This window comes from Arthrobacter sp. sptzw32 (assembly GCF_059089735.1).
This window is the reverse complement of the sequence record NZ_JBNHEZ010000002.1, coordinates 569,144-589,769: the sequence shown is the minus strand read 5'-3', so window position 1 is coordinate 589,769 and position 20,626 is coordinate 569,144. Positions and strand designations below refer to the sequence as shown.

Genomic DNA, 20,626 nt, shown 5'->3' with positions numbered 1-20,626 from the left:
CGATCCACTAGCACCATCGGAGATTCCTTGTCTGACCTCAATCCGTCCGATAGCCTCGCCGTCCCGGAGGGACCCGCCGGCCAAAGCCGCTTCCGCCCGTCAACTGTAGAAGCGGTCCGGCTGGCAAGCATCGGCGATGCCATCGACGTAGCGGTTCCCGGTCCGGCCGCTGAAGTGGAAGTCACCGGAATTTCGCTGAACTCGCGGACAGTCGAACAGGGGGACCTCTACGTCGCCCTTCCGGGCGCGGCACGCCACGGCGCGGATTTTGCGCCGCAGGCCATCGAAGGGGGAGCCGTTGCCGTCCTCACCGACGATGCCGGAGCCAGGCTGCTCGCGCTCTCCACCGAGGTGCAGGTACCGGTAATCATCGTGGACTCGCCCCGCAACGTGGTGGGTCCACTGTCCGCCTTGATCTATCAAAGCCAGCCGGGCGGCGCCCAGCCGCAGTTGTTTGGCGTCACGGGCACCAACGGGAAAACCACCACCACCTACTTCATCAACTCGCTGCTGCACGCCCTCGGCCGGAAGACCGGTCTTATCGGCACCATCGAGATACATGCCGGCGGCGACCCCATCCCGAGCCTGCTCACCACGCCCGAATCCACCGACGTGCACGCGCTGCTGGCCCTCATGCGGGAAAGGGGACTGACCGCCGCCGCCATGGAGGTCTCGTCCCACGCCATCTCCTTCCAGCGGGTGGACGGAGTGCTTTTCGACGTTGCAGGCTTCACCAACCTCACGCAGGACCACTTGGACCTGCACCACACCATGGACGACTATTTCGCCACCAAAGCGGAGCTTTTCACCCCGCGCCGCGCCCGCGCTGCCGTTGTGACGGTCGACGACGAATGGGGCCGCCGTCTCGCCGGTGCCACGGAGGTGCCGGTCACCACCCTCGCCACGACCGCCGGAACCACTGCCGACTGGACTGTGACGGCTACCGCCGCGCGCGGCCTCGGCACGGAATTCACCCTCAGCGGCCCGGACGGCGCCATGCTCACTGTGCACACCGGACTTCCCGGCAGCTTCAACGTAGCCAATGCGGCGCTGGCCGCAGTGATGGTCCTGACGGCAGGCGTGGACGCCGCCGCGCTGCAAGCGGCACTGGACGAGCACGACCCCTTCACAGTAGCGGTGCCCGGACGCATGCAGCTGGTCTCCAGGCGGCCGGCCGCGGTGGTGGATTTTGCCCACAACACCGACGCCCTGGCCCGTGCCCTCGAGGCCGTACGGTCCCCGCAGCAGGGGTCACGCCTTATCGTCGTGTTCGGTGCAACCGGCCAGCGTGACCAGGGCAAACGCCCCGCCATGGGCGCCATCGCGGCGCGGCTCGCGGATACCGTGATCATCAGCGATGACGACCCCCACGATGAAGATCCCGCCGCCATCCGCGCCGACGTCCTGGCCGGAGCCAGGGAAGCAAAGGAAAAGGACTCCCTGGTGTGTGAAGTCCTGGAAGTCTTCCCCCGCGCCGACGCCATCCGCCATGCCGTGGAGTTGGCCCGGCCGGAGGACACTATCCTGGTGGCCGGCCGGGGCCATGAGGTGTGGCAGGAGGTCAAAGGCGTCAACCTTGCCCTCGACGACCGGGTGGAACTGCGCAGCGCCTTGACAGCCAGGGGATTCAACGTTCTCCAAGACGACCGGATAGAGTCCTAGACCGAGATGATTGCATTTACTGCGGCGGAGATCGCCGAAATCACTAACGGGCGCCTGGACGCCGATCCCGGGATTACGCCCCTTTCGGTGGTCACGGACTCACGCGAAGCCACGCCGGGTTCGCTCTACGTTGCAAAGCCGGGTGAGCACGCGGACGGCCATGACTACGTGGCAGCTGCCTTTACAGCAGGCGCCACCCTTGCCCTCGTGGAGCGGCCGGTGTCCGCACCGGGCGGAACACCCTACCCCTCGGTGCTGGTCCAGGATGCCGTCCTTGCCATGGGCGCCCTGGCCGCCGAGGCCGTGCGCAGGATCCGGGCTGCCCGCGCCAGGCAAGGCAGCGAACTCACGGTCGTGGGTATCACCGGCTCGGCCGGGAAAACCACCACCAAGGACCTGCTCGCCGGCATCCTGGCCACACAGGGAAACACCGTGGCGCCGCAAGGGTCCTACAACGGTGAAATCGGTGTCCCCCTGACCGTGTTCCGCGCAGGAACAGAGACGCGCTACCTGGTGATCGAGATGGGCGCTACCGGAATTGGCCACATCCGGTACCTCGCGGACATGGTCAAACCTGACATCGGCGTGGTGCTCGCCGTCGGCACAGCACACGCCGGCGAATTCGGGGGAGTGGAGAACATCGCCCGGGCCAAGGGTGAACTTGTCGAGGCCCTAGCCCCGGCCGGCACAGCCGTGATAAACCTCGACGACAAGCGGGTGGCCGCAATGCGCGCGCGCACCTCGGCGCAGGTCCTGGGCTTCTCGGCAGAAGGCCGCGAAGACGCCGCCGTCCAGGCAGTGAACGCCGACACCAATGCCGCCGGCCATCCTGAATTCGATCTTCAGCTGCCGGGCAGCGAAGCCGGCCTGCACGTGAGCAGCCGCCTTATCGGCGCACACCACGTGGGCAACCTTTTGGCCGCTGCCTCAGCAGCCTGGGCTGCGGGTGTTTCCGGGCGGGACATAGCGTCCTCCCTCAGCAGCCAGACCGCCGCCAGCCGGTGGCGCATGGAGCGCACCGAGCGTCCGGACGGCGTCACCGTCATCAACGACGCCTACAACGCCAACCCCGAATCCATGCGGGCCGCCCTGAGGACGCTCGCGGACCTGGGCCGGGGCAGGCGTACCTGGGCCGTGCTGGGAGCAATGCTCGAACTCGGCGAGGACTCCATCCGCGAACATACCGCCGTGGGTACCCAGGTGGTCCGGCTCAATATCTCCCGGCTGCTGGTGGTGGGCCGGGAAGCACGTGCACTGTACGTGTCAGCGGTGCAGGAGGGGTCCTGGGGCGACGAATGCCTTTTCGCTGAAACAGTGGAAGAGGCCTACGAACTGTTGGACGCTGAGCTGCAGCCCGGGGACCTGGTGCTGTTCAAGTCCTCGAACAGCGTGGGGCTTCGCCATTTGGGCGATCGGATAGCATTACCCCGACAAACCCCCAGCACCGCCGATGAAAGGAGCACTCTGCTGTGATTGCACTTTTGATCGGCGCGGGCCTGGCACTCCTGTTCGCCCTCGTAGGGACCCCGCTCTTCATCCGGCTTCTGGTCCGCCGCGGCTACGGCCAGTTCATCAGGGACGACGGTCCCACCTCGCACCACACCAAACGCGGCACGCCCACCATGGGCGGGACCGTGGTGGTGGCGGCGGTACTGCTCAGCTACGGCCTCACGCACCTGATCATGCTGATGCTGAACCCGGGCTCTTCGGGCCCGTCCGCGTCTGCCCTTATCCTGCTGTTCCTCATGGTGGGAATGGGGCTTGTGGGGTTCCTGGATGACTTCATCAAAATCTCCCGCCAGCGGAGCCTCGGCCTCAATGCCAAGGCAAAGCTGATCCTGCAGGCAGCCGTCGGCATCATCTTTGCGGTACTCGCCCTGAACTTCCCCAACCGGGCCGGTGTCACGCCCGCCTCCACAAAGATTTCGCTGGTCCGTGACCTGCCCTGGCTGGACCTTGCCTTCGGCGGAACCGTCCTTGGGGCCATCCTGTTCGTGGTGTGGTCGAACCTGATTGTCACCGCCGCCACCAACGGCGTAAACCTGACCGACGGCCTTGACGGGCTCGCCGCAGGTGCCGCCGTAATGGTCTTCGGCGCTTATACGCTGATGGGGATCTGGCAAAGCAACCAGGCGTGCGGCTCACCCCGTGAGGCCGGCGGCGGCTGCTATTCCGTCCGTGATCCCCTCGACCTCGCGCTGCTGGCAGCCATCATGAGCGCCGCGCTGGTGGGCTTCCTGTGGTGGAACACCTCACCGGCCAAAATCTTCATGGGTGACACCGGCTCGCTGGCCATTGGCGGCGCCATCGCAGGTTTCGCCATCCTGTCCCGTACCGAACTGTTGCTGGGCATCATCGGCGGCCTGTTCGTCCTGATCACCCTGTCCGTCATTATCCAGGTGGGCTACTTCAAGGCCACCGGCGGAAAACGCGTCTTCAAAATGGCCCCCCTGCAGCACCACTTTGAGCTGCAGGGCTGGGCGGAAGTAACGGTGGTGGTCCGGTTCTGGATCCTCTGCGGGCTGTTCGTCGCCGCCGGGCTTGGGATTTTCTACGCTGAATGGGTTGTGCTGCTGTGACCGTTTCCCCCCGACTCGAAAACCTCACCACCTGGGACTCCGACTGGTCGGGGCTGCGCGTAGCCGTGACCGGAATCGGGGTCTCCGGTTTTGCAGCGGCCGATACCCTTATCGAACTCGGTGCCCGGGTGGTTGTGGTGGACGCTGCCACGACCGATACTGCCAAGGCCCACGCGGAAACCCTCAGGATCGTTGGCGCAGCTGATGTCCTGCTCGGCGAGGACGCGGTACAGCGCATCCCCCGGATCGACGGTGAACTTCCCGAACTGATCGTGACCTCGCCTGGCTGGCGCCCGGACCAGGCCCTCCTGGCCGCTGCTGCAAGGGCCCACATACCGGTGTGGGGCGACGTCGAACTGGCCTGGCGGGTGCGGGTGCGGGAAGGCCGGAAGACGGCCGACTGGCTTGCCATCACGGGAACCAACGGAAAGACCACCACCGTTGGCCTTACCGAGTCGATGCTCCGCGCCGCCGGGCTTAAGGCGATCGCCGTCGGCAACGTGGGCACCCCCATCCTCGATGCCCTCAGGGACCCCGTGGAATACGACGTTTTCGCTGTGGAACTCTCCAGCTTCCAGCTCCACTGGGCGCAGTCCCTCTCACCGGTCGCCAGTGTCTGCCTGAACGTTGCAGAGGACCACGTGGACTGGCACGGCTCCTACTATTCCTACCTGGCGGACAAGGCCAGGGTTTATGAACAGACGCAAAAGGCCTGCATCTACAACGCCGAGCAGATTGAAACCGAGCGCATGGTGGAGAATGCCGACGTGGTGGAGGGCTGCCGCGCCGTCGGTTTCACCACCGTCACCCCGGCCGTCAGCATGCTGGGCGTGGTGGAGGGACTGCTCGTGGACCGGGCGTTCATTGCCGAACGCAAGGACAGCGCCGCCGAACTCGCCTCCATGAGCGACCTCGGTGCATTCGCCCCGCGGCACATGGTGGCCAACGCCCTGGCAGCCGCCGGACTCGTGCGCGCCTATGGCGTAGAGGCAAAAGCCGTCCGGCAGGGCATTCAGGACTACATCCCCGGCGACCACCGCATCCAGCCCGTGGCCCGCCACAACGGTGTCCTCTGGGTGAACGACTCCAAGGCCACCAATCCCCACGCGGCGGCTGCCTCGCTGGCTGCGTTCAGCAACGTCGTCTGGATCGCCGGCGGACTCTCCAAGGGTGTGACCTATGACGATCTGGTCCGGGAAAACGTCCAGCGGCTCAAAGCCGTAGTGCTGATCGGAAGCGATACAACTGCCCTCACCGAGGCCCTCCAGCGACACGCGCCCGATGTCCCCGTGATAACCCCGGCCGCAGGCGAAACTGAAATGGTGCAGACTGCCGCGGCGGCCGGCGCCGTCCCATCCGGTTCTTCCGTACCTGGTGAGACGGTAATGGCCAGGGCCGTAGCGTCAGCAGCGCAGCTCGCCGCCTCAGGCGACACTGTGCTGATGGCTCCGGCGGCTGCTTCCATGGATCAGTTCTCTTCCTATGCCCACCGTGGCGACACCTTCATCAAAGCTGTCCGCGGGCTGGTGGAAGGGCAGGCACAGACCGGCGAGGAGTAACAATGGCCAGCACGCCAATGCGCCAGCAGCCAGCGAAGCAGCAGCAGCCGGTTGGACAGCAGAGCGGCAAGCCACGCCCGGGTTCCTCGGCAACAGCCGGCCCGCGGCCGGCGGCGGCCGCAGCCAGGCTCCGAACGATGTACCGCAGGTTCTGGTCCGCACTGGAAGGGAACGGCACCTCCCGGAACGGCTCTACGTACTACCTCATTCTGGGCTCAACCCTCGCACTGACCGCCATCGGCATCATGATGGTGCTCTCAGCCTCCAGCGTCGAATCCATTGCCGCCGGAAAGTCGCCCTACGGAGATGCCCTGAAGCAGGGCATGTTTGCCGCCATCGGCATCTTCACCATGTTCGTGCTGTCCCGGATCAACGTCATCTGGCTCAAACGGCTCGCCTGGCCGGCAATCGGGGCGGCGCTGGTCCTCCTGATCCTCGTCCAGGTGGTGGGTGACGAGGTCAACGGCAACAAGAACTGGATCGACCTCGGCGGTATCACCTTCCAGCCGTCGGAAGCATCGAAACTCGCCCTGGCCCTCTGGATGGCCACGGTCCTGGCCATGAAGGGAAAGCTGCTCAGCAAGTGGCAGCACGTGGCAGTTCCCGCCGTGCCTATGGCCATCATCATCGTTGGCCTGGTCCTGGTGGGCAACGACCTCGGAACGGCCATGATCATCATGATGATCACCGCGGCCGCGCTTTTCTTTGCCGGGGCTCCGCTCTACCTCTTCGGTATTGCAGGACTTTTCGGAGCTGTCCTGGCCGGTGTCATGGCCGTGACCAGCTCGAACCGCATGTGCCGCATCACGTCCTGGTGGACCGGGCAGTCCTGCGCCGACGGCATCGACGCCAACTACCAGGCCACCAACGGCCTCTACGGCCTGGCCTCCGGTGGCTGGTTTGGCGTGGGCCTTGGGCAAAGCCGGCAGAAATACAGCTGGATCCCCGAAGCCCACAACGACTTCATCTTCGCCATCATCGGCGAGGAACTCGGTCTGGTGGGCACCGTCGTCGTACTCATCCTTTTCGCCATCCTCGGCGCGGCCATCTACCGCGTGGTGGTGGCACAGGAGGGCATGTTCCACCGTGTCCTGGCCGGCACCATCATGGTGTGGCTGCTCGGTCAGGCCACCGTGAACATGTCCGTGGTGACAGGCCTGATGCCCGTTATCGGTGTGCCGCTGCCTTTCATCTCCTATGGCGGGTCCGCCCTGCTGATGTCACTGTGTGCCATCGGCGTGGTGCTTTCCCTGGCCCGGGAGCAGATGGCCCCGGCCATCCGGCCCAAACGGATGCTGAAGTTCAAGGCGAAGCCGGCCACAGCGGCCGCGCCCAGGAAAAAGACTGCAAGAAAGCGTGCCTAAGCCCCACATGAATTCCCCAAATCCCTCCATCGTCCTGGCGGGCGGCGGAACCGCCGGCCACATCAGCCCCCTCCTGGCCATCGCCGCTGCCATCCGCACCGCAGTACCCGGCGCCGCCATCCTCGCCGTCGGAACACCTGCAGGAATGGAAACCCGGCTGGTGCCCGCCGCCGGGGTTGAGCTGGCCACCATCGACCGCGTGCCCCTTCCCCGGAAGCCCTCCGTGGATCTCCTTCGGCTTCCCGGACGGCTCGGCGGCGCCGTCCGGCAGGCCGGCGCCGTCCTGGACAACGCCCGCGCGGACGTTTTGGTGGGTGTCGGAGGTTATGTGTGCACGCCCATGTACCTGGCCGCACGAAAACGGAACATCCCGATCGTGATCCATGAGGCAAACATCCGTCCCGGGCTCGCAAACAGGGTGGGCGCGATGTTCACCAAGCGTGTGGCAGTAGCCTTTGACAGCACCCCGCTGAAGGGAGCCCTGCACGTGGGCATGCCGATGCGCACCGAGATTTCGGGCCTCGACCGGGCAGCTGCGCGGACCGCGGCACGGGAGGCCCTCGGACTGGATGCTGGGAAGCCCACGCTGATCGTCACGGGCGGATCATCTGGCGCGCAAAGCATCAACCGCACCATCACAGCCTCCCTCGGGCAGCTCGCAGCCGCAGGAATCCAAACCCTGCACATCACCGGCCGCGGCAAGTCGGTTCTGGACGACGGCGGCCTGCCGCTGGCCGCCGAAGGCTACCGCCAGGTGGAGTACATCGACGGCATGGAGCTGGCCTACGCCGCCGCCGATGTGCTGCTTGCCCGCTCCGGCGCCGCGACCGTCTGTGAGATCGCGGCCGTCGGCGTGCCGGCCGTCCTGGTGCCGCTGCCCATCGGCAACGGTGAACAGGCCCTCAATGCGGCAGGACTCGTAGCCGCCGGCGGCGCCGTGCTTGTCGCAGACCGGAGCTTCACCCCTGAGTGGGTGGGCAACGAACTGGTTCCCCTCGTCACCGACCAGCCCCGCCTCGCCACCATGGCAGCAAACTCCTACCGACTTGGTATCCGCAACGCCGACCAGCGCATGGCCGGCCTCGTCCTGGAAGCGGTATCCGCATGACCTCCGACACCATCCCCAGCCTCGCGTCCCTGGGCAAGGTCCACTTCGTCGGCGTCGGCGGCGTGGGCATGTCCGCCGTCGCCCGGATCATGGTGGCCCGCGGCGTGCAGGTCAGCGGTTCCGATGCCAAGGACCTTCCCGTTATGGCGGACCTCTCTGCTGCCGGGGCGCGCATCGCCGTCGGTTACGACGGTGCCAACCTTGCCGACGCACAAACTGTGGTGGCAGGCTCAGCCATCAAGGCGGACAACCCCGAAGTGATGGCGGCCAGGGAAGCAGGAGTGCCGGTGCTGCACCGGTCTGTTGCCCTCGCGGCAACCATGGGCGGGGACGTGGTGGTGACCGTCGCCGGAACCCATGGCAAGTCCACCACCACTTCCATGGTCGCGGTCCTGCTGCAGGGGGCAGGCCTGGACCCTTCCTTTGCCATCGGTGCCAACGTGCCTGCCCTCGGCGTCAATGCCGCCTCCGGAACCTCCCCGATCTTCGTGGCTGAGGCCGACGAATCCGACGGCTCCTTCCTCAACTACCGGCCCAGGATTGCCGTGGTCACCAATGTGGAGCCGGACCACCTGGACTACTACGGCACTGCCGGGGCAGTCTACGAATCCTTCGACCGCTTCACTGAGCTGCTTCCGGCCGACGGCGTACTGATCGCCTGCGCCGACGATCCAGGGGCACTGGCCCTGGCAAAACGCACCCGGGCGCGGGGCAATGCCCGTGTTGTTTTGTACGGGACGGGCGGTGAGGCAGAGCTTGTGCTGCACGACGGCGGCCCGGGAGACGTTGCGGTGTCCACGCCGTCCGGCCGCTTTCCGCTCGAGCTTCAGGTCCCGGGCAGGCACAATGCCCTCAATGCGGCGGCCGCCTTTGCCGCGGCCCTTGAGCTCGGCGTGGAGCCGGCCGTGGCTGCCGGCGCCCTGGCCCAGTTCTCAGGGGCTTCGCGGCGCTTTGAGCTGAAGGGCCAGGCGCGGGGCGTGCGGGTCTTCGACGACTACGCCCACCATCCCACCGAAGTCCGGGCAGCCCTGGCCGCAGCCCGCTCCGTGGCCGGCAGCCATAAAGTGCATGTCCTCTTCCAGCCGCACCTGTTCTCCCGGACCCGCGAGTTCGCCCGGGAGTTCGCAGAAGCATTGAACCTTGCCGATACTGCCTGGGTGCTGGACATCTACCCGGCACGAGAAGACCCTATCCCCGGTGTCACCAGCCAGCTCATCGCAGACCACCTCGACGACGGCGGGCGGCTGGTCCGGGCCGACGCGGCCGTAGCTGCCCTCGCCGCCGCCGCCGGTGCCGGCGACATCATCCTCACGGCCGGTGCAGGCGATGTGACCGCGTACGGGCCGCTGATCGTCGAGGCGCTGCGTGCCTAGCTCCCGCCGCCCCACATACGCATCCACCGGCCGGCGCCCTGCCGCCGGAGCTCCGGCCGGCCGAACCCCGGGTGCTGCCAAGGCAGACGTTGCTGCCGATAGCGGCTCCGACGTTATTTCTGCCTCCCGCCCGGTTGAGCAACTTCAGGAGCCAGCCAAAGAGGCCACAAAAACCCCGTTCATGCGCCGGGGCAAGGACAAGTTGGCGTCATCCTCCGCTGCCACGGCAGGCCCGGCCGGCAACGTCCTGGCCTTTCCCGAGCCCAAGGGCAAGCGGCGAAAACGCCATGTACTGACCGTGGCGGCAGTGCTGGTTGCCCTTGTAGCAGGACTGCTGGCCGCAGCGGTATTCACCCCGGTCCTCGCCGTTGACACCATTTCCGTCTCGGGGACACGCCTGCTGACGCCCGCCCAGGTCCAGGCCGCGCTGGAACCCCTGCGCGGCAAGCCCCTGCCACAGGTTACGGACGAGGAGGTAGGGCGCCTCCTCGAACCCCTGGTCCAGGTCAAGTCCGTCTCAGCCGAGGCGCGTCCGCCGTCCGGCCTTGCCGTGGCGGTGCGCGAACGCGTGCCGGTGGCGCTGGTCAAGCAGGGGGAGCAGTACCAGCTGGTGGACGTGGAGGGCATCCAGCTGGCGGCAACCGCAGATCCCGCATCCGTCTCGCTGCCCGTGATTGACGGTGGCGCCGGTACCGTCGGCAAGGACCTCTTCCGCGCCACCGCCGACGTGCTGGGGGCGCTGCCGGCAGATGTGCTCGCGAAACTGTCCAACGCTTCCGCCCAGTCAGTGGACGCGGTGGAACTGAAGCTCGTGGACGGTCAAACGATCATCTGGGGCAACGCGGGGGAGAAGGAACTCAAGGCCAAAGTGCTGGCCGCCCTGCTCAAGGTTCCGGCGGATCCCAAAAACCCGGTTAAGGTGTACGACGTAAGTGTGCCCCGGCATCCGGTGACCCGCTGAGTGCTTTCTTTCCGGTATTAATCCGACACGCGGAGCCGGTTATTGAATGTGGGTACCAGAGGAAATACCGTCACAGACATGAGTTACTTGACATAACTATAACCTTCAACTCGAAGGTTAGGGTTTCAGTCGCTAAGCTCTTCATCAGATTTCGCAATAGGACACGAACAAGGGACACGTAACGTGGCAGCTCCGCAGAATTACTTGGCCGTCATCAAAGTCGTCGGCATCGGCGGCGGTGGCGTGAACGCAGTCAACCGCATGATCGAGGTCGGCCTCCGGGGTGTTGAGTTCATCGCCATCAACACTGACGCCCAGGCCCTGCTGATGAGCGACGCCGACGTCAAGCTCGACGTGGGACGCGAGTTGACCCGTGGCCTCGGGGCAGGCGCGAACCCCGAGGTGGGCAAGCAGGCAGCAGAGGACCACGCAGACGAGATCGAGGAAGTGCTCCGCGGCGCCGACATGGTCTTCGTCACCGCCGGCGAGGGCGGCGGAACCGGCACCGGCGGCGCTCCTGTCGTCGCCCGCATTGCCCGGTCCCTCGGCGCCCTGACCATCGGTGTGGTAACCCGCCCGTTCACGTTCGAAGGCCGCCGCCGCGCGGGCTCTGCCGAGGCCGGAATCGACGCCCTCCGCGACGAAGTGGACACCCTGATCGTTATCCCGAACGACCGCCTCCTCTCGATCAGCGACCGCAACGTCTCCGTTCTGGACGCCTTCCGTTCCGCTGACCAGGTGCTGCTCTCGGGTGTCCAGGGCATCACTGACCTCATCACCACCCCGGGCCTGATCAACCTTGACTTCGCGGACGTGAAGTCCGTCATGCAGGGCGCCGGTTCTGCCCTCATGGGCATCGGCTCCGCCCGGGGCGAAGACCGCGCCGTCAAGGCCGCTGAGCTGGCCATCGCCTCACCGCTGCTGGAAGCGTCCATCGATGGTGCCCACGGCGTGCTCCTGTCCATCCAGGGCGGCTCGGACCTCGGCCTGTTCGAGATCAATGAAGCCGCACGCCTGGTCCAGGAAGTGGCGCACCCGGAAGCGAACATCATCTTCGGCGCCGTCATCGACGATGCCCTCGGCGATGAAGCCCGCGTGACGGTCATCGCTGCCGGCTTCGACGACGTCAAGGCCACCTCGCCGTCCATGGACCAGTCACAGCCGCAGGTAGCCCCGCAGCGGCCGGCCGCCGCTGTCGCTCCGGCGCCTGCCCAGGCTCCTTCCGCCGGCAACCACTCCCTGAACGCGCAGCCGGTCCACGCAGGAGTCGGCGCAGCAGGGCTCAGCAACTGGGGCCAGCAGCGTCCCTCCGCTGTTCCCGCTGACTCAGGCTTCGACGTCGACCTCCCCTCCGTCGTGGAGCCGGACCTCTCCGGCAGCCACTCGGATGACCTGGATGTCCCCGACTTCCTGAAGTAGGCGCCGGATTGTTCCACTGGCGTGCCGAAGTCCGGCCTGGAGTGTCCGTAGGCTTCACCGACGCTGCTGCGGGTAACCTCGCACTGCACGTGGGCGACGATCCCGCAGAAGTGGGCAGGCGCCGGCGGGACCTTGAACGTTCCATCGGCCTCGCTCCGCACGACCTGCGCTTCATGAACCAGGTCCACGGCAGCACCGTGGCGGTCATGGCTCAAGGAAGTGCGGCGCCAGAAGCGGACGCGATGGTTTCGCGCCGGCTTCCGCTGGCAGTCATGGTTGCCGACTGTATTCCTGTCCTGCTGGCAGGGGAGTCAGCGGAAGGGCCGGTCCTCGCCGCTGTGCACGCGGGCCGGCCCGGCCTTGCCAGCGGGGTGATTCCGGCCGCTGTGGGGCGGATGGAATCCCTTGGCGCCTTCGGCATCCGCGCCTGGCTCGGGCCGTCAATTTGCGGGAACTGCTATGAGGTGCCTGCCGGGATGCAGGCCGAGGTGGCAGCGGTTGTGCCTGCGGCGCGGAGCACAACCTCCTGGGACACTCCCGGGCTGGATTTGCCCGCCGGTGCCCGGAGCCAGCTGGAGCAGCTGGGCGTAGGCGTGGAGTACAACGGACCATGCACCCTTGAGACACAGTCGCTTTTTTCCTACCGCCGGAACAGGAACACCGGGCGCTTCGCAGGCGTGGTGTGGTGCCATGACTGATGGCGGAGCAGGGGCGGACCCCCGCCTCGAGGAGCTGAAAAGCCGGCTCAATGCGGTCCGAGGCCGCATCACTGCCGCAGCAGCTTCGGCGGGCCGCGGAGGCAACCTCCCCACCCTGATCGTGGTCACCAAGTTCCACCCGGCGGAGGACATCAGACGGCTCGCTGCGCTTGGTGTTACCGACGTGGGCGAAAACCGTGACCAGGAAGCGGCCGCCAAGGCGGAACAGCTCGCCGACTGCGGATTGGCCTGGCACTTTGTGGGCCAGGTGCAGACCAAAAAGGCCAAGTCAGTGGTCCGGTACGCCGCCGCCGTGCACTCCGTGGACCGGCCGCAGCTTGTCGAGGCGCTGGCCAAGTCAGCGCAGGCCCAGCAGGACACGGCCGGACGGGCGGCGCTGGAGTGCTTCATCCAGGTCAGCCTGGAGGACGACGCCGGAACCCACCGGGGCGGCGCGGCCCCCGGCGACGTCGGGATGCTGGCCGAACGGATAGCGGCAGCGGGCAGCCTCAAACTTGCCGGGGTGATGGCGGTGGCTCCGTTGGGTGCCCCGCCGGAGCCCGCCTTCGAAAAGCTTGCCGCCGTCTCAGCCGGAGTGGTGGCGGAGTATCCCGAGGCCACGGGCATTTCGGCAGGCATGAGCCAGGATCTGGAAGCAGCCATCCGGTTCGGAGCGACACACCTGCGAATCGGCTCCGATATTCTCGGATCGCGTCCCCCCGTGGGGTAGCGTCGGGGCTATTGGAAGTGATGGGCGGGGGACTCCAGTGCTGTCAAGCCATTGGGCGGCCCGCTTACGGACACGATTAGGAGTCGACCATGGCCGGCGCTCTGCGCAAGACAATGATCTATCTTGGGCTCGCCGACGGCGATGAACACTACGAGTCCGAGCAACAGACCACACGTAAGGATGAGGACGAAACGATGGAAGCTGACCGCGAGGATCGCCGTGCACCTGCACCCGTCCGTGAGGTCAGCCGCGAGACGTCCTACACCCCCGAAGAGGAATACCGCGCCCCAGTGACCCCCATCAAGCGCGCGGCCTCGAGCCGCGAGGAGACCAGCGGTCTCCGCCAGATCACCACCATCCATCCGCGCTCGTACAACGATGCCAAGCTCATCGGCGAAAGCTTCCGGGATGGAATCCCGGTCATCATGAATGTGACGGACATGGGCGAGGCCGACGCCAAGCGCCTGGTGGATTTCTCTGCCGGCCTGGTCTTCGGGCTGCGCGGGAGCATCGAACGGGTCACCAACAAGGTGTTCCTGCTCTCGCCCTCGTACGTCGAGGTCATTGGCGATGACAAAAAAGTCAGCGAGACCCAGGCCAGCTTCTTCAACCAAAGCTAGCCGGACCACCTGAGCGATGCCAGGCAGGGACACACCTGCCTGGCATCTGTGCTGAAATAGACAAGAAGCATCGGCCGGGCGTCGCAGTAACCACCACTATGGACATGGAGATATGAATTAAGTCATGGGAATTGTTTTCGGGCTTGTCTATCTCGCGCTATTGCTGTTCTTTGTGGCCTTGATCATCCGCCTGGTATTCGACTGGGTCCAGATGTTCGCACGGGAGTGGCGCCCACGCGGAGCAGCCCTGGTGGTTGCCCATGCCGTCTACTCCATCACGGACCCGCCGCTCAACGGATTGCGCCGGCTGATCCCGCCGTTGCGCCTTGGCGGCATCTCCCTGGACCTGGGCTTCCTGGTCCTTTTCATCGGCGTCAGTATTGCCATGGGGATCACCAGAGGCCTCGCCTGATCCACCCGATAGACCCAGCAGCGCACCCGGATGGAACCCGCGGGAACCACCCATGCAATGCGAAGAAAACTCGCGTTTGACACCGCAGTGTTGAATTAGAGGAACCAGTCCAACTTTAGGTACCGTAGTTTTGACGGCCGGAAGGCCTACTGACTAACCAGACCAGTGAGGTGACCAGATGGCTTTGACGCCAGAAGACGTTGTCAACAAGCGCTTTCAGCCGACCAAGTTCCGCGAAGGCTACGACCAGGATGAAGTTGATGACTTCCTGGACGAGATCGTTGTTGAACTCCGCCGCCTGAACCAGGAAAACGACGAACTTCGCAAGAAGCTCTCCGAAGCCGGATCGAGCGTTCCGGCCAGCTCCGCCGCCGCCCCCGTTGTGGAGAAGGTCCCCGCACCCGTCAAGTCCGACAAGGACGAAGCGCGCGAGAAGGCTGAAGCCGAAGCCAAGGCCGCCGAAGAGCGCAAGAAGAAGGACATCCAGCCGGCTGCTCCGGTGGCTGCCGCTCCCGTCGCCGCCGCTCCGGTCGCCTCCACCGCTTCAGCCGAGTCCGCCGCCGGCCTGCTGGCCATGGCCCAGCAGATGCATGACCGCCACGTTGCAGACGGACAGGCGCAGAAGGACAAGATCATCGCCGAAGCGCAGATCGAAGCCAGCAGCCTCGTCAACGATGCCCAGGAGAAGTCCCGCAAGATCCTGGGTGCCCTCGAACAGCAGCGTTCCGTGCTGGAGCGCAAGGTTGAGCAGCTGCGCGGGTTTGAACGCGACTACCGTTCACGCCTGAAGGCCTACATCGAAGGCCAGCTCCGCGACCTGGACGCCCGCGGTTCAGTGGCTACGCCGGAAGTCAGCGAAGCCAACTAGTCCGGCAAGCACGTATTCTGAAAGCCGGTGGCTGGGGATTCCTCGGCCACCGGCTTTTTGGCATTGAACCAGGTTTCTTAGATGAAAGCACCATGACTGACGAACTCGCCGCCGACCCCGCCCGCCCCGTACCGCCTTCGCAGCGCCCCCGGAAGGCCGTACTGCTGTCCCTCTTTGTGGGAGTCGCAGCTTTCGCCTATGTCCTGGACCAGCTGACTAAAATCTGGGTTACTTCCACCATGGTGGAAGGCGAGCGGATTCCGGTCTTTCCGCCGCTGCTGCACTGGTACTTCATCCGGAACTCCGGGGCTGCGTTTTCCATCGGAGAAAATGTCACGTGGGTGTTCTCCATCATCATGGCCGCGGTTGCTGTGGCCATCCTGTTCCAGGTCCGCAAGCTGGGCTCGAAATGGTGGTCGCTCGCCCTCGGACTGCTGCTCGGCGGCGCCCTGGGCAACCTCACCGACAGGCTTTTCCGGGAGCCGTCCTTCGGCATGGGCCACGTGGTCGACTTCATCCAGCTGCCGAATTTCGCGATCTTCAACATCGCCGACTCCGCTGTCGTCTCGGCCGTCACCATCATCTGCATCCTGACACTGCGCGGAATCACCCTGGACGGAACCCGGCTGACGTCCGGCCACAAGGAAAAGCCCGGCGATGCCTGAACGCATCGTCGTCGCAGAAGAGTATGCCGGTTCCCGCGCCGACGCCGGCCTTGCTGCACTGATGGGCATCTCGCGCTCACTTGCGGCCACCCTTATCGCTGAAGGCAACGTCCTCAGCAAAGGCAAAGCGCTGGGAAAGTCAGCAAAGCTGGTAGCCGGAGACGTCCTTCAGGTGAGCCTGCCGGAACGGCGTGACCCCCTGGAAGTCGTGGAGGAAGTTGTGGAAGGCCTGAAGATCCTGCTGGACGACGACGATTTCGTCGTTGTGGACAAACCCGTTGGTGTTGCCGCCCATCCCTCTCCGGGCTGGGTGGGTCCCACCGTTGTGGGCGGTTTGGCCGGCGCCGGGTACCGCATCTCCACCTCCGGCTCGCCGGAGCGGGCAGGAATTGTCCACCGGCTCGACGTCGGAACCTCGGGAGCGATGGTGGTGGCCAAATCTGAACGCGCCTACACTGCCCTGAAGCGGGCATTCAAGGAACGCACCGTGGACAAGGTTTACCACGCAGTGGTCCAGGGCCTGCCCGACCCGCTGACCGGCACCATCGACGCACCGATCGGCCGCCACCCGGGGCATGACTGGCGGTTCGCAGTCATCGAGGACGGCCGCCCTTCGGTCACCCACTACGAAGTGGTGGAAGCGTTCGGCAAGGCCAGTTTGGTGGAAGTGCACCTGGAGACCGGCCGCACCCACCAGATCCGCGTGCATTTCTCGGCCCTGCGCCATCCGTGCGCCGGTGACCTCACCTACGGCGCTGACCCCCGCCTCGCTGCCACGCTCGGCCTGACCCGGCAGTGGCTGCACGCCCGCGAGCTCGGCTTCGAACACCCGGTGACGGGAGATCCCGTCCGGGTCATCAGTGACTACCCGCAGGACCTTGCGTTTGCCCTCGAAGTGCTGGAGTCCGGGCGGGCCTGACCTGCGGCAGGGGTGCCCGGCGCATAGAATAGTGCGGTGACTTCCAGCAACGACTCGTTTGTCCATCTCCACAACCACACCGAGTATTCAATGCTGGACGGTGCCGCAAGGCTCGGCGAGCTGTTCGACGAAACCGAACGGCTGGGCATGCCCGCCATCGCCACCACGGACCACGGCTACCTCTTCGGTGCTTTCGACTTTTGGAAGAAGGCCACGGACAAGGGGATCAAGCCGATCATCGGCGTCGAGGCCTACGTGACGCCCGGAACGGCCCGCGGCGACAAAAGCCGTGTGCGCTGGGGCGAGGAGCACCAGCGCAAGGACGACATCTCCGGCGGTGGCTCCTACACCCACATGACCTTGCTCAGCTACAACAACGCAGGCATGCGGAACCTGTTCCGGGCGTCCTCCATCGCCTCGCTGGACGCCGTATTCGGCAAGTGGCCACGCCTGGACCGTGAGCTGCTCAACACCTACTCCGAAGGGCTCATTGCCACCACGGGCTGCCCGTCAGGGGAAGTGCAGACCCGCCTGCGGCTGGGCCAATACCGCGAAGCGCTGGAAGCGGCCTCCGAGTTCCGCGACATCTTCGGTGCCGAGAACTACTTCTGCGAACTGATGGACCATGGCCTGGACATTGAACGCCGCGTCACCGGTGACCTGCTCCGCCTGGCCAAGGACCTGAACCTTCCCCTCGTCGCCACCAATGACCTCCACTACACGCACGAGCACGACGCCAAAGCCCACGAGGCGCTGCTGGCCATCCAGTCCGGTTCCACCCTCCTGGAACCCACGTACGACAACGGCGGTTCCCGCTTCGCCTTCTCCGGCAGCGGTTACTACCTGAAGTCGCCGCAGGAGATGAGGGAGCTGTTCCGGGACCACCCGGAGGCCTGCGACAACACCCTCCTCATCGCCGAACGGTGCGAGGTTTCCTTCAACACCGGCGCCAATTACATGCCGCGGTTCCCCTGCCCGCCGGGGGAGGACGAGACCTCCTGGCTGGTCAAGGAAGTGGCCAAGGGCCTGGAGTACCGCTATCCCGGCGGCGTTCCGGACGAAGTGCGCGCGCAGGCCGACTACGAGCTTGGCGTCATTACTTCCATGGGGTTCCCCGGCTACTTCCTGGTGGTGGCGGACTTCATCAACTGGGCCAAGAACAACGGCATCCGCGTGGGTCCCGGACGTGGTTCCGGTGCGGGGTCCATGGTGGCCTACGCCATGCGCATCACCGACCTTGACCCGCTGCGCCACGGACTCATCTTCGAGCGGTTCCTGAACCCGGACCGCGTCTCCATGCCTGACTTCGACGTCGACTTCGATGACCGGCGCCGCTCTGAAGTCATCGACTACGTGACCCGCAAGTACGGCGATGAGCGCGTGGCCATGATCGTCACTTACGGAACCATCAAAACGAAGCAGGCCCTCAAGGACTCCTCACGCGTACTGGGGTACCCCTTCAGCATGGGCGAGCAGCTGACCAAGGCACTGCCCCCGGCTGTGATGGCCAAGGACATTCCGTTGGCCGATATCCAGAACCCGGAAGCCAAGCGCTACGGCGAAGCCGGTGACTTCCGGCAACTGGTCAGCACGGACCCCGAAGCGGCCAAGGTGTTCGAGACCGCGCTGGGCATCGAGGGGCTGAAGCGGCAGTGGGGCGTCCACGCCGCCGGTGTAATCATGTCCTCGGACCCGATCATCGACGTCATCCCCATCATGCGCCGCATCCAGGACGGCCAGGTGATCACGCAGTTCGATTACCCCACCTGCGAGGGCCTGGGCCTGATCAAGATGGACTTCCTGGGACTGCGGAACCTCACGATCATTTCCGACGCCCTGGAAAACATCAAGATGAACCGCGGCATCGACCTGGACCTGGAGTCCTTGGAACTCGACGACGCCCCGTCCTACGAACTGCTGGCCCGCGGTGACACCCTGGGCGTGTTCCAGCTCGACGGCGGGCCGATGCGCTCCCTGCTCAAGCTGATGAAGCCTGACAACTTCGAAGACATCTCGGCAGTGCTCGCGCTGTACCGGCCGGGGCCGATGGGTGCCAACGCCCACACGGACTACGCGCTTCGCAAGAACGGGATCCAGGAAGTCATCCCCATCCACCCCGAACTGAAGGAACCGCTCGCGGAGATCCTGGGCGGAACCTACGGATTGATTGTGTACCAGGAGCAGGTGATGGCCGTGGCCCAGAAGCTCGCCGGTTACTCGCTGGGACAGGCAGACATTCTTCGGCGCGCCATGGGCAAAAAGAAAAAATCCGAGCTGGACAAGCAGTTCGCGGGTTTTTCCCAGGGCATGCAGGACAACGGCTACTCCATGGAGGCCGTGAAGACCCTCTGGGACATCCTGCTGCCCTTCTCCGACTACGCGTTCAACAAGGCCCACTCAGCGGCATATGGAGTGATCTCGTACTGGACCGCGTACCTCAAGGCCCATTACGCCCCGGAGTACATGGCCGCGTTGCTCACGTCCGTGGGCGATGACAAGGACAAGTCCGCCATCTACCTCAATGAATGCCGGCGCATGGGTATCACCGTGCTCCCGCCGGACGTCAACGAGTCGGCCTTGAACTTCACTCCGGTCGGCAACGACATCCGCTTTGGCATGGGGGCCATCCGCAACGTCGGCGTTAACGTGGTGGAAGCCATGGTGGCCGCCCGCGAGAGTGAGGGCGCCTACACGTCCTTCAAGGACTACCTGATGAAGGTGCCCGCGGTGGTCTGCAACAAGCGGACCATTGAATCGCTGATCAAGTCCGGTGCCTTCGACTCCCTGGGCCATCACCGCCGCGCCTTGGCCATGATCCATGAAGAGGCCATCGATTCGGTCATCACGCTCAAACGGAATGAAGCGATCGGCCAGTTCGACCTCTTCGCCGGCTTCGAGGAAGCCGAATCGGAGTCATCGCTCAGCATCGAGATTCCGGACCTGCCGGAGTGGGAGAAAAAGGACAAGCTTTCCTTTGAGCGGGACATGCTGGGACTTTATGTCTCGGACCACCCGCTGCAGGGCCTCGAAGGGGTGCTGAGCCAGCACGCCGAAATGACCATCACGTCCGTACTGGGCGAGGACGGGCCGCAGGACGGCGCCATCATCACCATCGCCGGCATGATCACCTCGCTCAGCAGGCGCATCGCGAAGGCCAGCGGCAACGCCTACGCCCGGGCAGAGGTCGAGGACCTCGGCGGTTCCATGGAAGTGATGTTCTTCGGCCAGGTTTACGGACCCATCGCCTCGGTGCTCGCAGAGGACCTGATCGTGGTGGTCAAGGGCCGCCTGCAGAAGCGGGACGACGGCGCTATCACCCTCAACTGCATGGAATTGTCGGTGCCGGACCTGAGCGAAGGGCTGAACGGACCGCTGGTGATCACTATGCCCACCCACAAAGCCACGGAAGCAGTGGTCACTGAATTGGGCGATGTGCTCCGGACGCACCGCGGGAACTCCGAAGTGCGCCTGCACCTGCAGGGCGACACCCGGACTGAGATCATGGGCCTGCCGGTCCACCTCCGCGTGAACCCGAGCCCGTCCCTTTTTGGTGATCTGAAGGTACTGCTCGGCCCCGCCTGCCTGGACGCCTGACCGACGCCGGCCTGACGACGGCGGAACTTTCCGCCGTCGTCAGGTGCCGTCTTAACGCCAGGCCGGGGCACCAGCCCTGACTGGCCAGAAGGGGC

Annotated in this window: 17 protein-coding genes; all 17 read left to right on the top strand. The window is 65.3% G+C overall.

The window, feature by feature from the left end; genetic code table 11:
- The first annotated feature begins 27 nt into the window (after positions 1–27).
- The 17 genes from AC5RVN_RS06260 to dnaE all read left to right on the top strand — a co-directional run bounded on the left by AC5RVN_RS06260 (position 28) and on the right by dnaE (position 20,531).
- A complete protein-coding gene (locus tag AC5RVN_RS06260; RefSeq protein ID WP_494137380.1) occupies positions 28–1,662 on the top strand; it encodes a UDP-N-acetylmuramoyl-L-alanyl-D-glutamate--2,6-diaminopimelate ligase in 1,635 nt (544 codons plus the stop codon).
- A gap of 6 nt (positions 1,663–1,668) precedes the next feature.
- Entirely contained in the window at positions 1,669–3,135 is a 1,467-nt protein-coding gene (locus tag AC5RVN_RS06255) for a UDP-N-acetylmuramoyl-tripeptide--D-alanyl-D-alanine ligase (protein WP_494137379.1), read from the top strand.
- Positions 3,132–4,241 carry a phospho-N-acetylmuramoyl-pentapeptide-transferase gene (gene mraY / locus AC5RVN_RS06250; protein WP_494039426.1) on the top strand — a complete coding sequence of 370 codons (1,110 nt, stop codon included), beginning with the start codon at positions 3,132–3,134 and terminating at the stop codon, positions 4,239–4,241. The genes AC5RVN_RS06255 and mraY overlap by 4 nt, the downstream gene beginning before the upstream one ends.
- Entirely contained in the window at positions 4,223–5,800 is a 1,578-nt protein-coding gene (gene murD / locus AC5RVN_RS06245) for a UDP-N-acetylmuramoyl-L-alanine--D-glutamate ligase (protein WP_494105635.1), read from the top strand. The genes mraY and murD overlap by 19 nt, the downstream gene beginning before the upstream one ends.
- A gap of 2 nt (positions 5,801–5,802) precedes the next feature.
- A complete protein-coding gene (gene ftsW / locus AC5RVN_RS06240; RefSeq protein ID WP_494039428.1) occupies positions 5,803–7,164 on the top strand; it encodes a putative lipid II flippase FtsW in 1,362 nt (453 codons plus the stop codon).
- 7 nt (positions 7,165–7,171) lie between these two features.
- Complete coding sequence (gene murG / locus AC5RVN_RS06235) at positions 7,172–8,272, top strand: undecaprenyldiphospho-muramoylpentapeptide beta-N-acetylglucosaminyltransferase (protein WP_494039429.1); 1,101 nt, start codon at positions 7,172–7,174, stop codon at positions 8,270–8,272.
- On the top strand, positions 8,269–9,645 hold the full coding sequence (murC, locus tag AC5RVN_RS06230) for a UDP-N-acetylmuramate--L-alanine ligase (protein ID WP_494039430.1): 1,377 nt from the start codon (positions 8,269–8,271) through the stop codon (positions 9,643–9,645). Before murG ends, murC begins: the two co-directional genes overlap by 4 nt.
- Entirely contained in the window at positions 9,638–10,606 is a 969-nt protein-coding gene (locus AC5RVN_RS06225) for a cell division protein FtsQ/DivIB (protein ID WP_494137378.1), read from the top strand. Before murC ends, AC5RVN_RS06225 begins: the two co-directional genes overlap by 8 nt.
- A 183-nt stretch (positions 10,607–10,789) precedes the next feature.
- The gene (ftsZ, locus tag AC5RVN_RS06220; RefSeq protein WP_494039432.1) at positions 10,790–12,025 is read left to right on the top strand and encodes a cell division protein FtsZ; all 1,236 of its coding nucleotides are present in this window, start codon (positions 10,790–10,792) and stop codon (positions 12,023–12,025) included.
- Positions 12,026–12,033: 8 nt separating this feature from the next.
- The gene (locus AC5RVN_RS06215) at positions 12,034–12,723 is read left to right on the top strand and encodes a purine nucleoside phosphorylase YfiH/LACC1 family protein (protein ID WP_494039433.1); all 690 of its coding nucleotides are present in this window, start codon (positions 12,034–12,036) and stop codon (positions 12,721–12,723) included.
- Positions 12,716–13,453, top strand: a complete 738-nt coding sequence (locus AC5RVN_RS06210) for a YggS family pyridoxal phosphate-dependent enzyme (RefSeq protein WP_494039434.1) — start codon at positions 12,716–12,718, stop codon at positions 13,451–13,453. The genes AC5RVN_RS06215 and AC5RVN_RS06210 overlap by 8 nt, the downstream gene beginning before the upstream one ends.
- Positions 13,454–13,542: 89 nt before the next feature.
- The gene (locus AC5RVN_RS06205) at positions 13,543–14,073 is read left to right on the top strand and encodes a cell division protein SepF (protein ID WP_494039435.1); all 531 of its coding nucleotides are present in this window, start codon (positions 13,543–13,545) and stop codon (positions 14,071–14,073) included.
- A 124-nt stretch (positions 14,074–14,197) separates the two neighbouring features.
- On the top strand, positions 14,198–14,485 hold the full coding sequence (locus AC5RVN_RS06200; protein ID WP_050055518.1) for a YggT family protein: 288 nt from the start codon (positions 14,198–14,200) through the stop codon (positions 14,483–14,485).
- Between the two features lie 178 nt (positions 14,486–14,663).
- On the top strand, positions 14,664–15,353 hold the full coding sequence (locus AC5RVN_RS06195) for a DivIVA domain-containing protein (protein WP_494039436.1): 690 nt from the start codon (positions 14,664–14,666) through the stop codon (positions 15,351–15,353).
- A 92-nt stretch (positions 15,354–15,445) separates the two neighbouring features.
- Positions 15,446–16,018, top strand: a complete 573-nt coding sequence (lspA, locus tag AC5RVN_RS06190) for a signal peptidase II (protein ID WP_494105631.1) — start codon at positions 15,446–15,448, stop codon at positions 16,016–16,018.
- A complete protein-coding gene (locus tag AC5RVN_RS06185) occupies positions 16,011–16,937 on the top strand; it encodes an RluA family pseudouridine synthase (protein WP_494039438.1) in 927 nt (308 codons plus the stop codon). The genes lspA and AC5RVN_RS06185 overlap by 8 nt, the downstream gene beginning before the upstream one ends.
- 36 nt (positions 16,938–16,973) lie before the next feature.
- Positions 16,974–20,531, top strand: a complete 3,558-nt coding sequence (dnaE, locus tag AC5RVN_RS06180; RefSeq protein WP_494039439.1) for a DNA polymerase III subunit alpha — start codon at positions 16,974–16,976, stop codon at positions 20,529–20,531.
- The last annotated feature ends 95 nt before the right edge of the window (positions 20,532–20,626 follow it).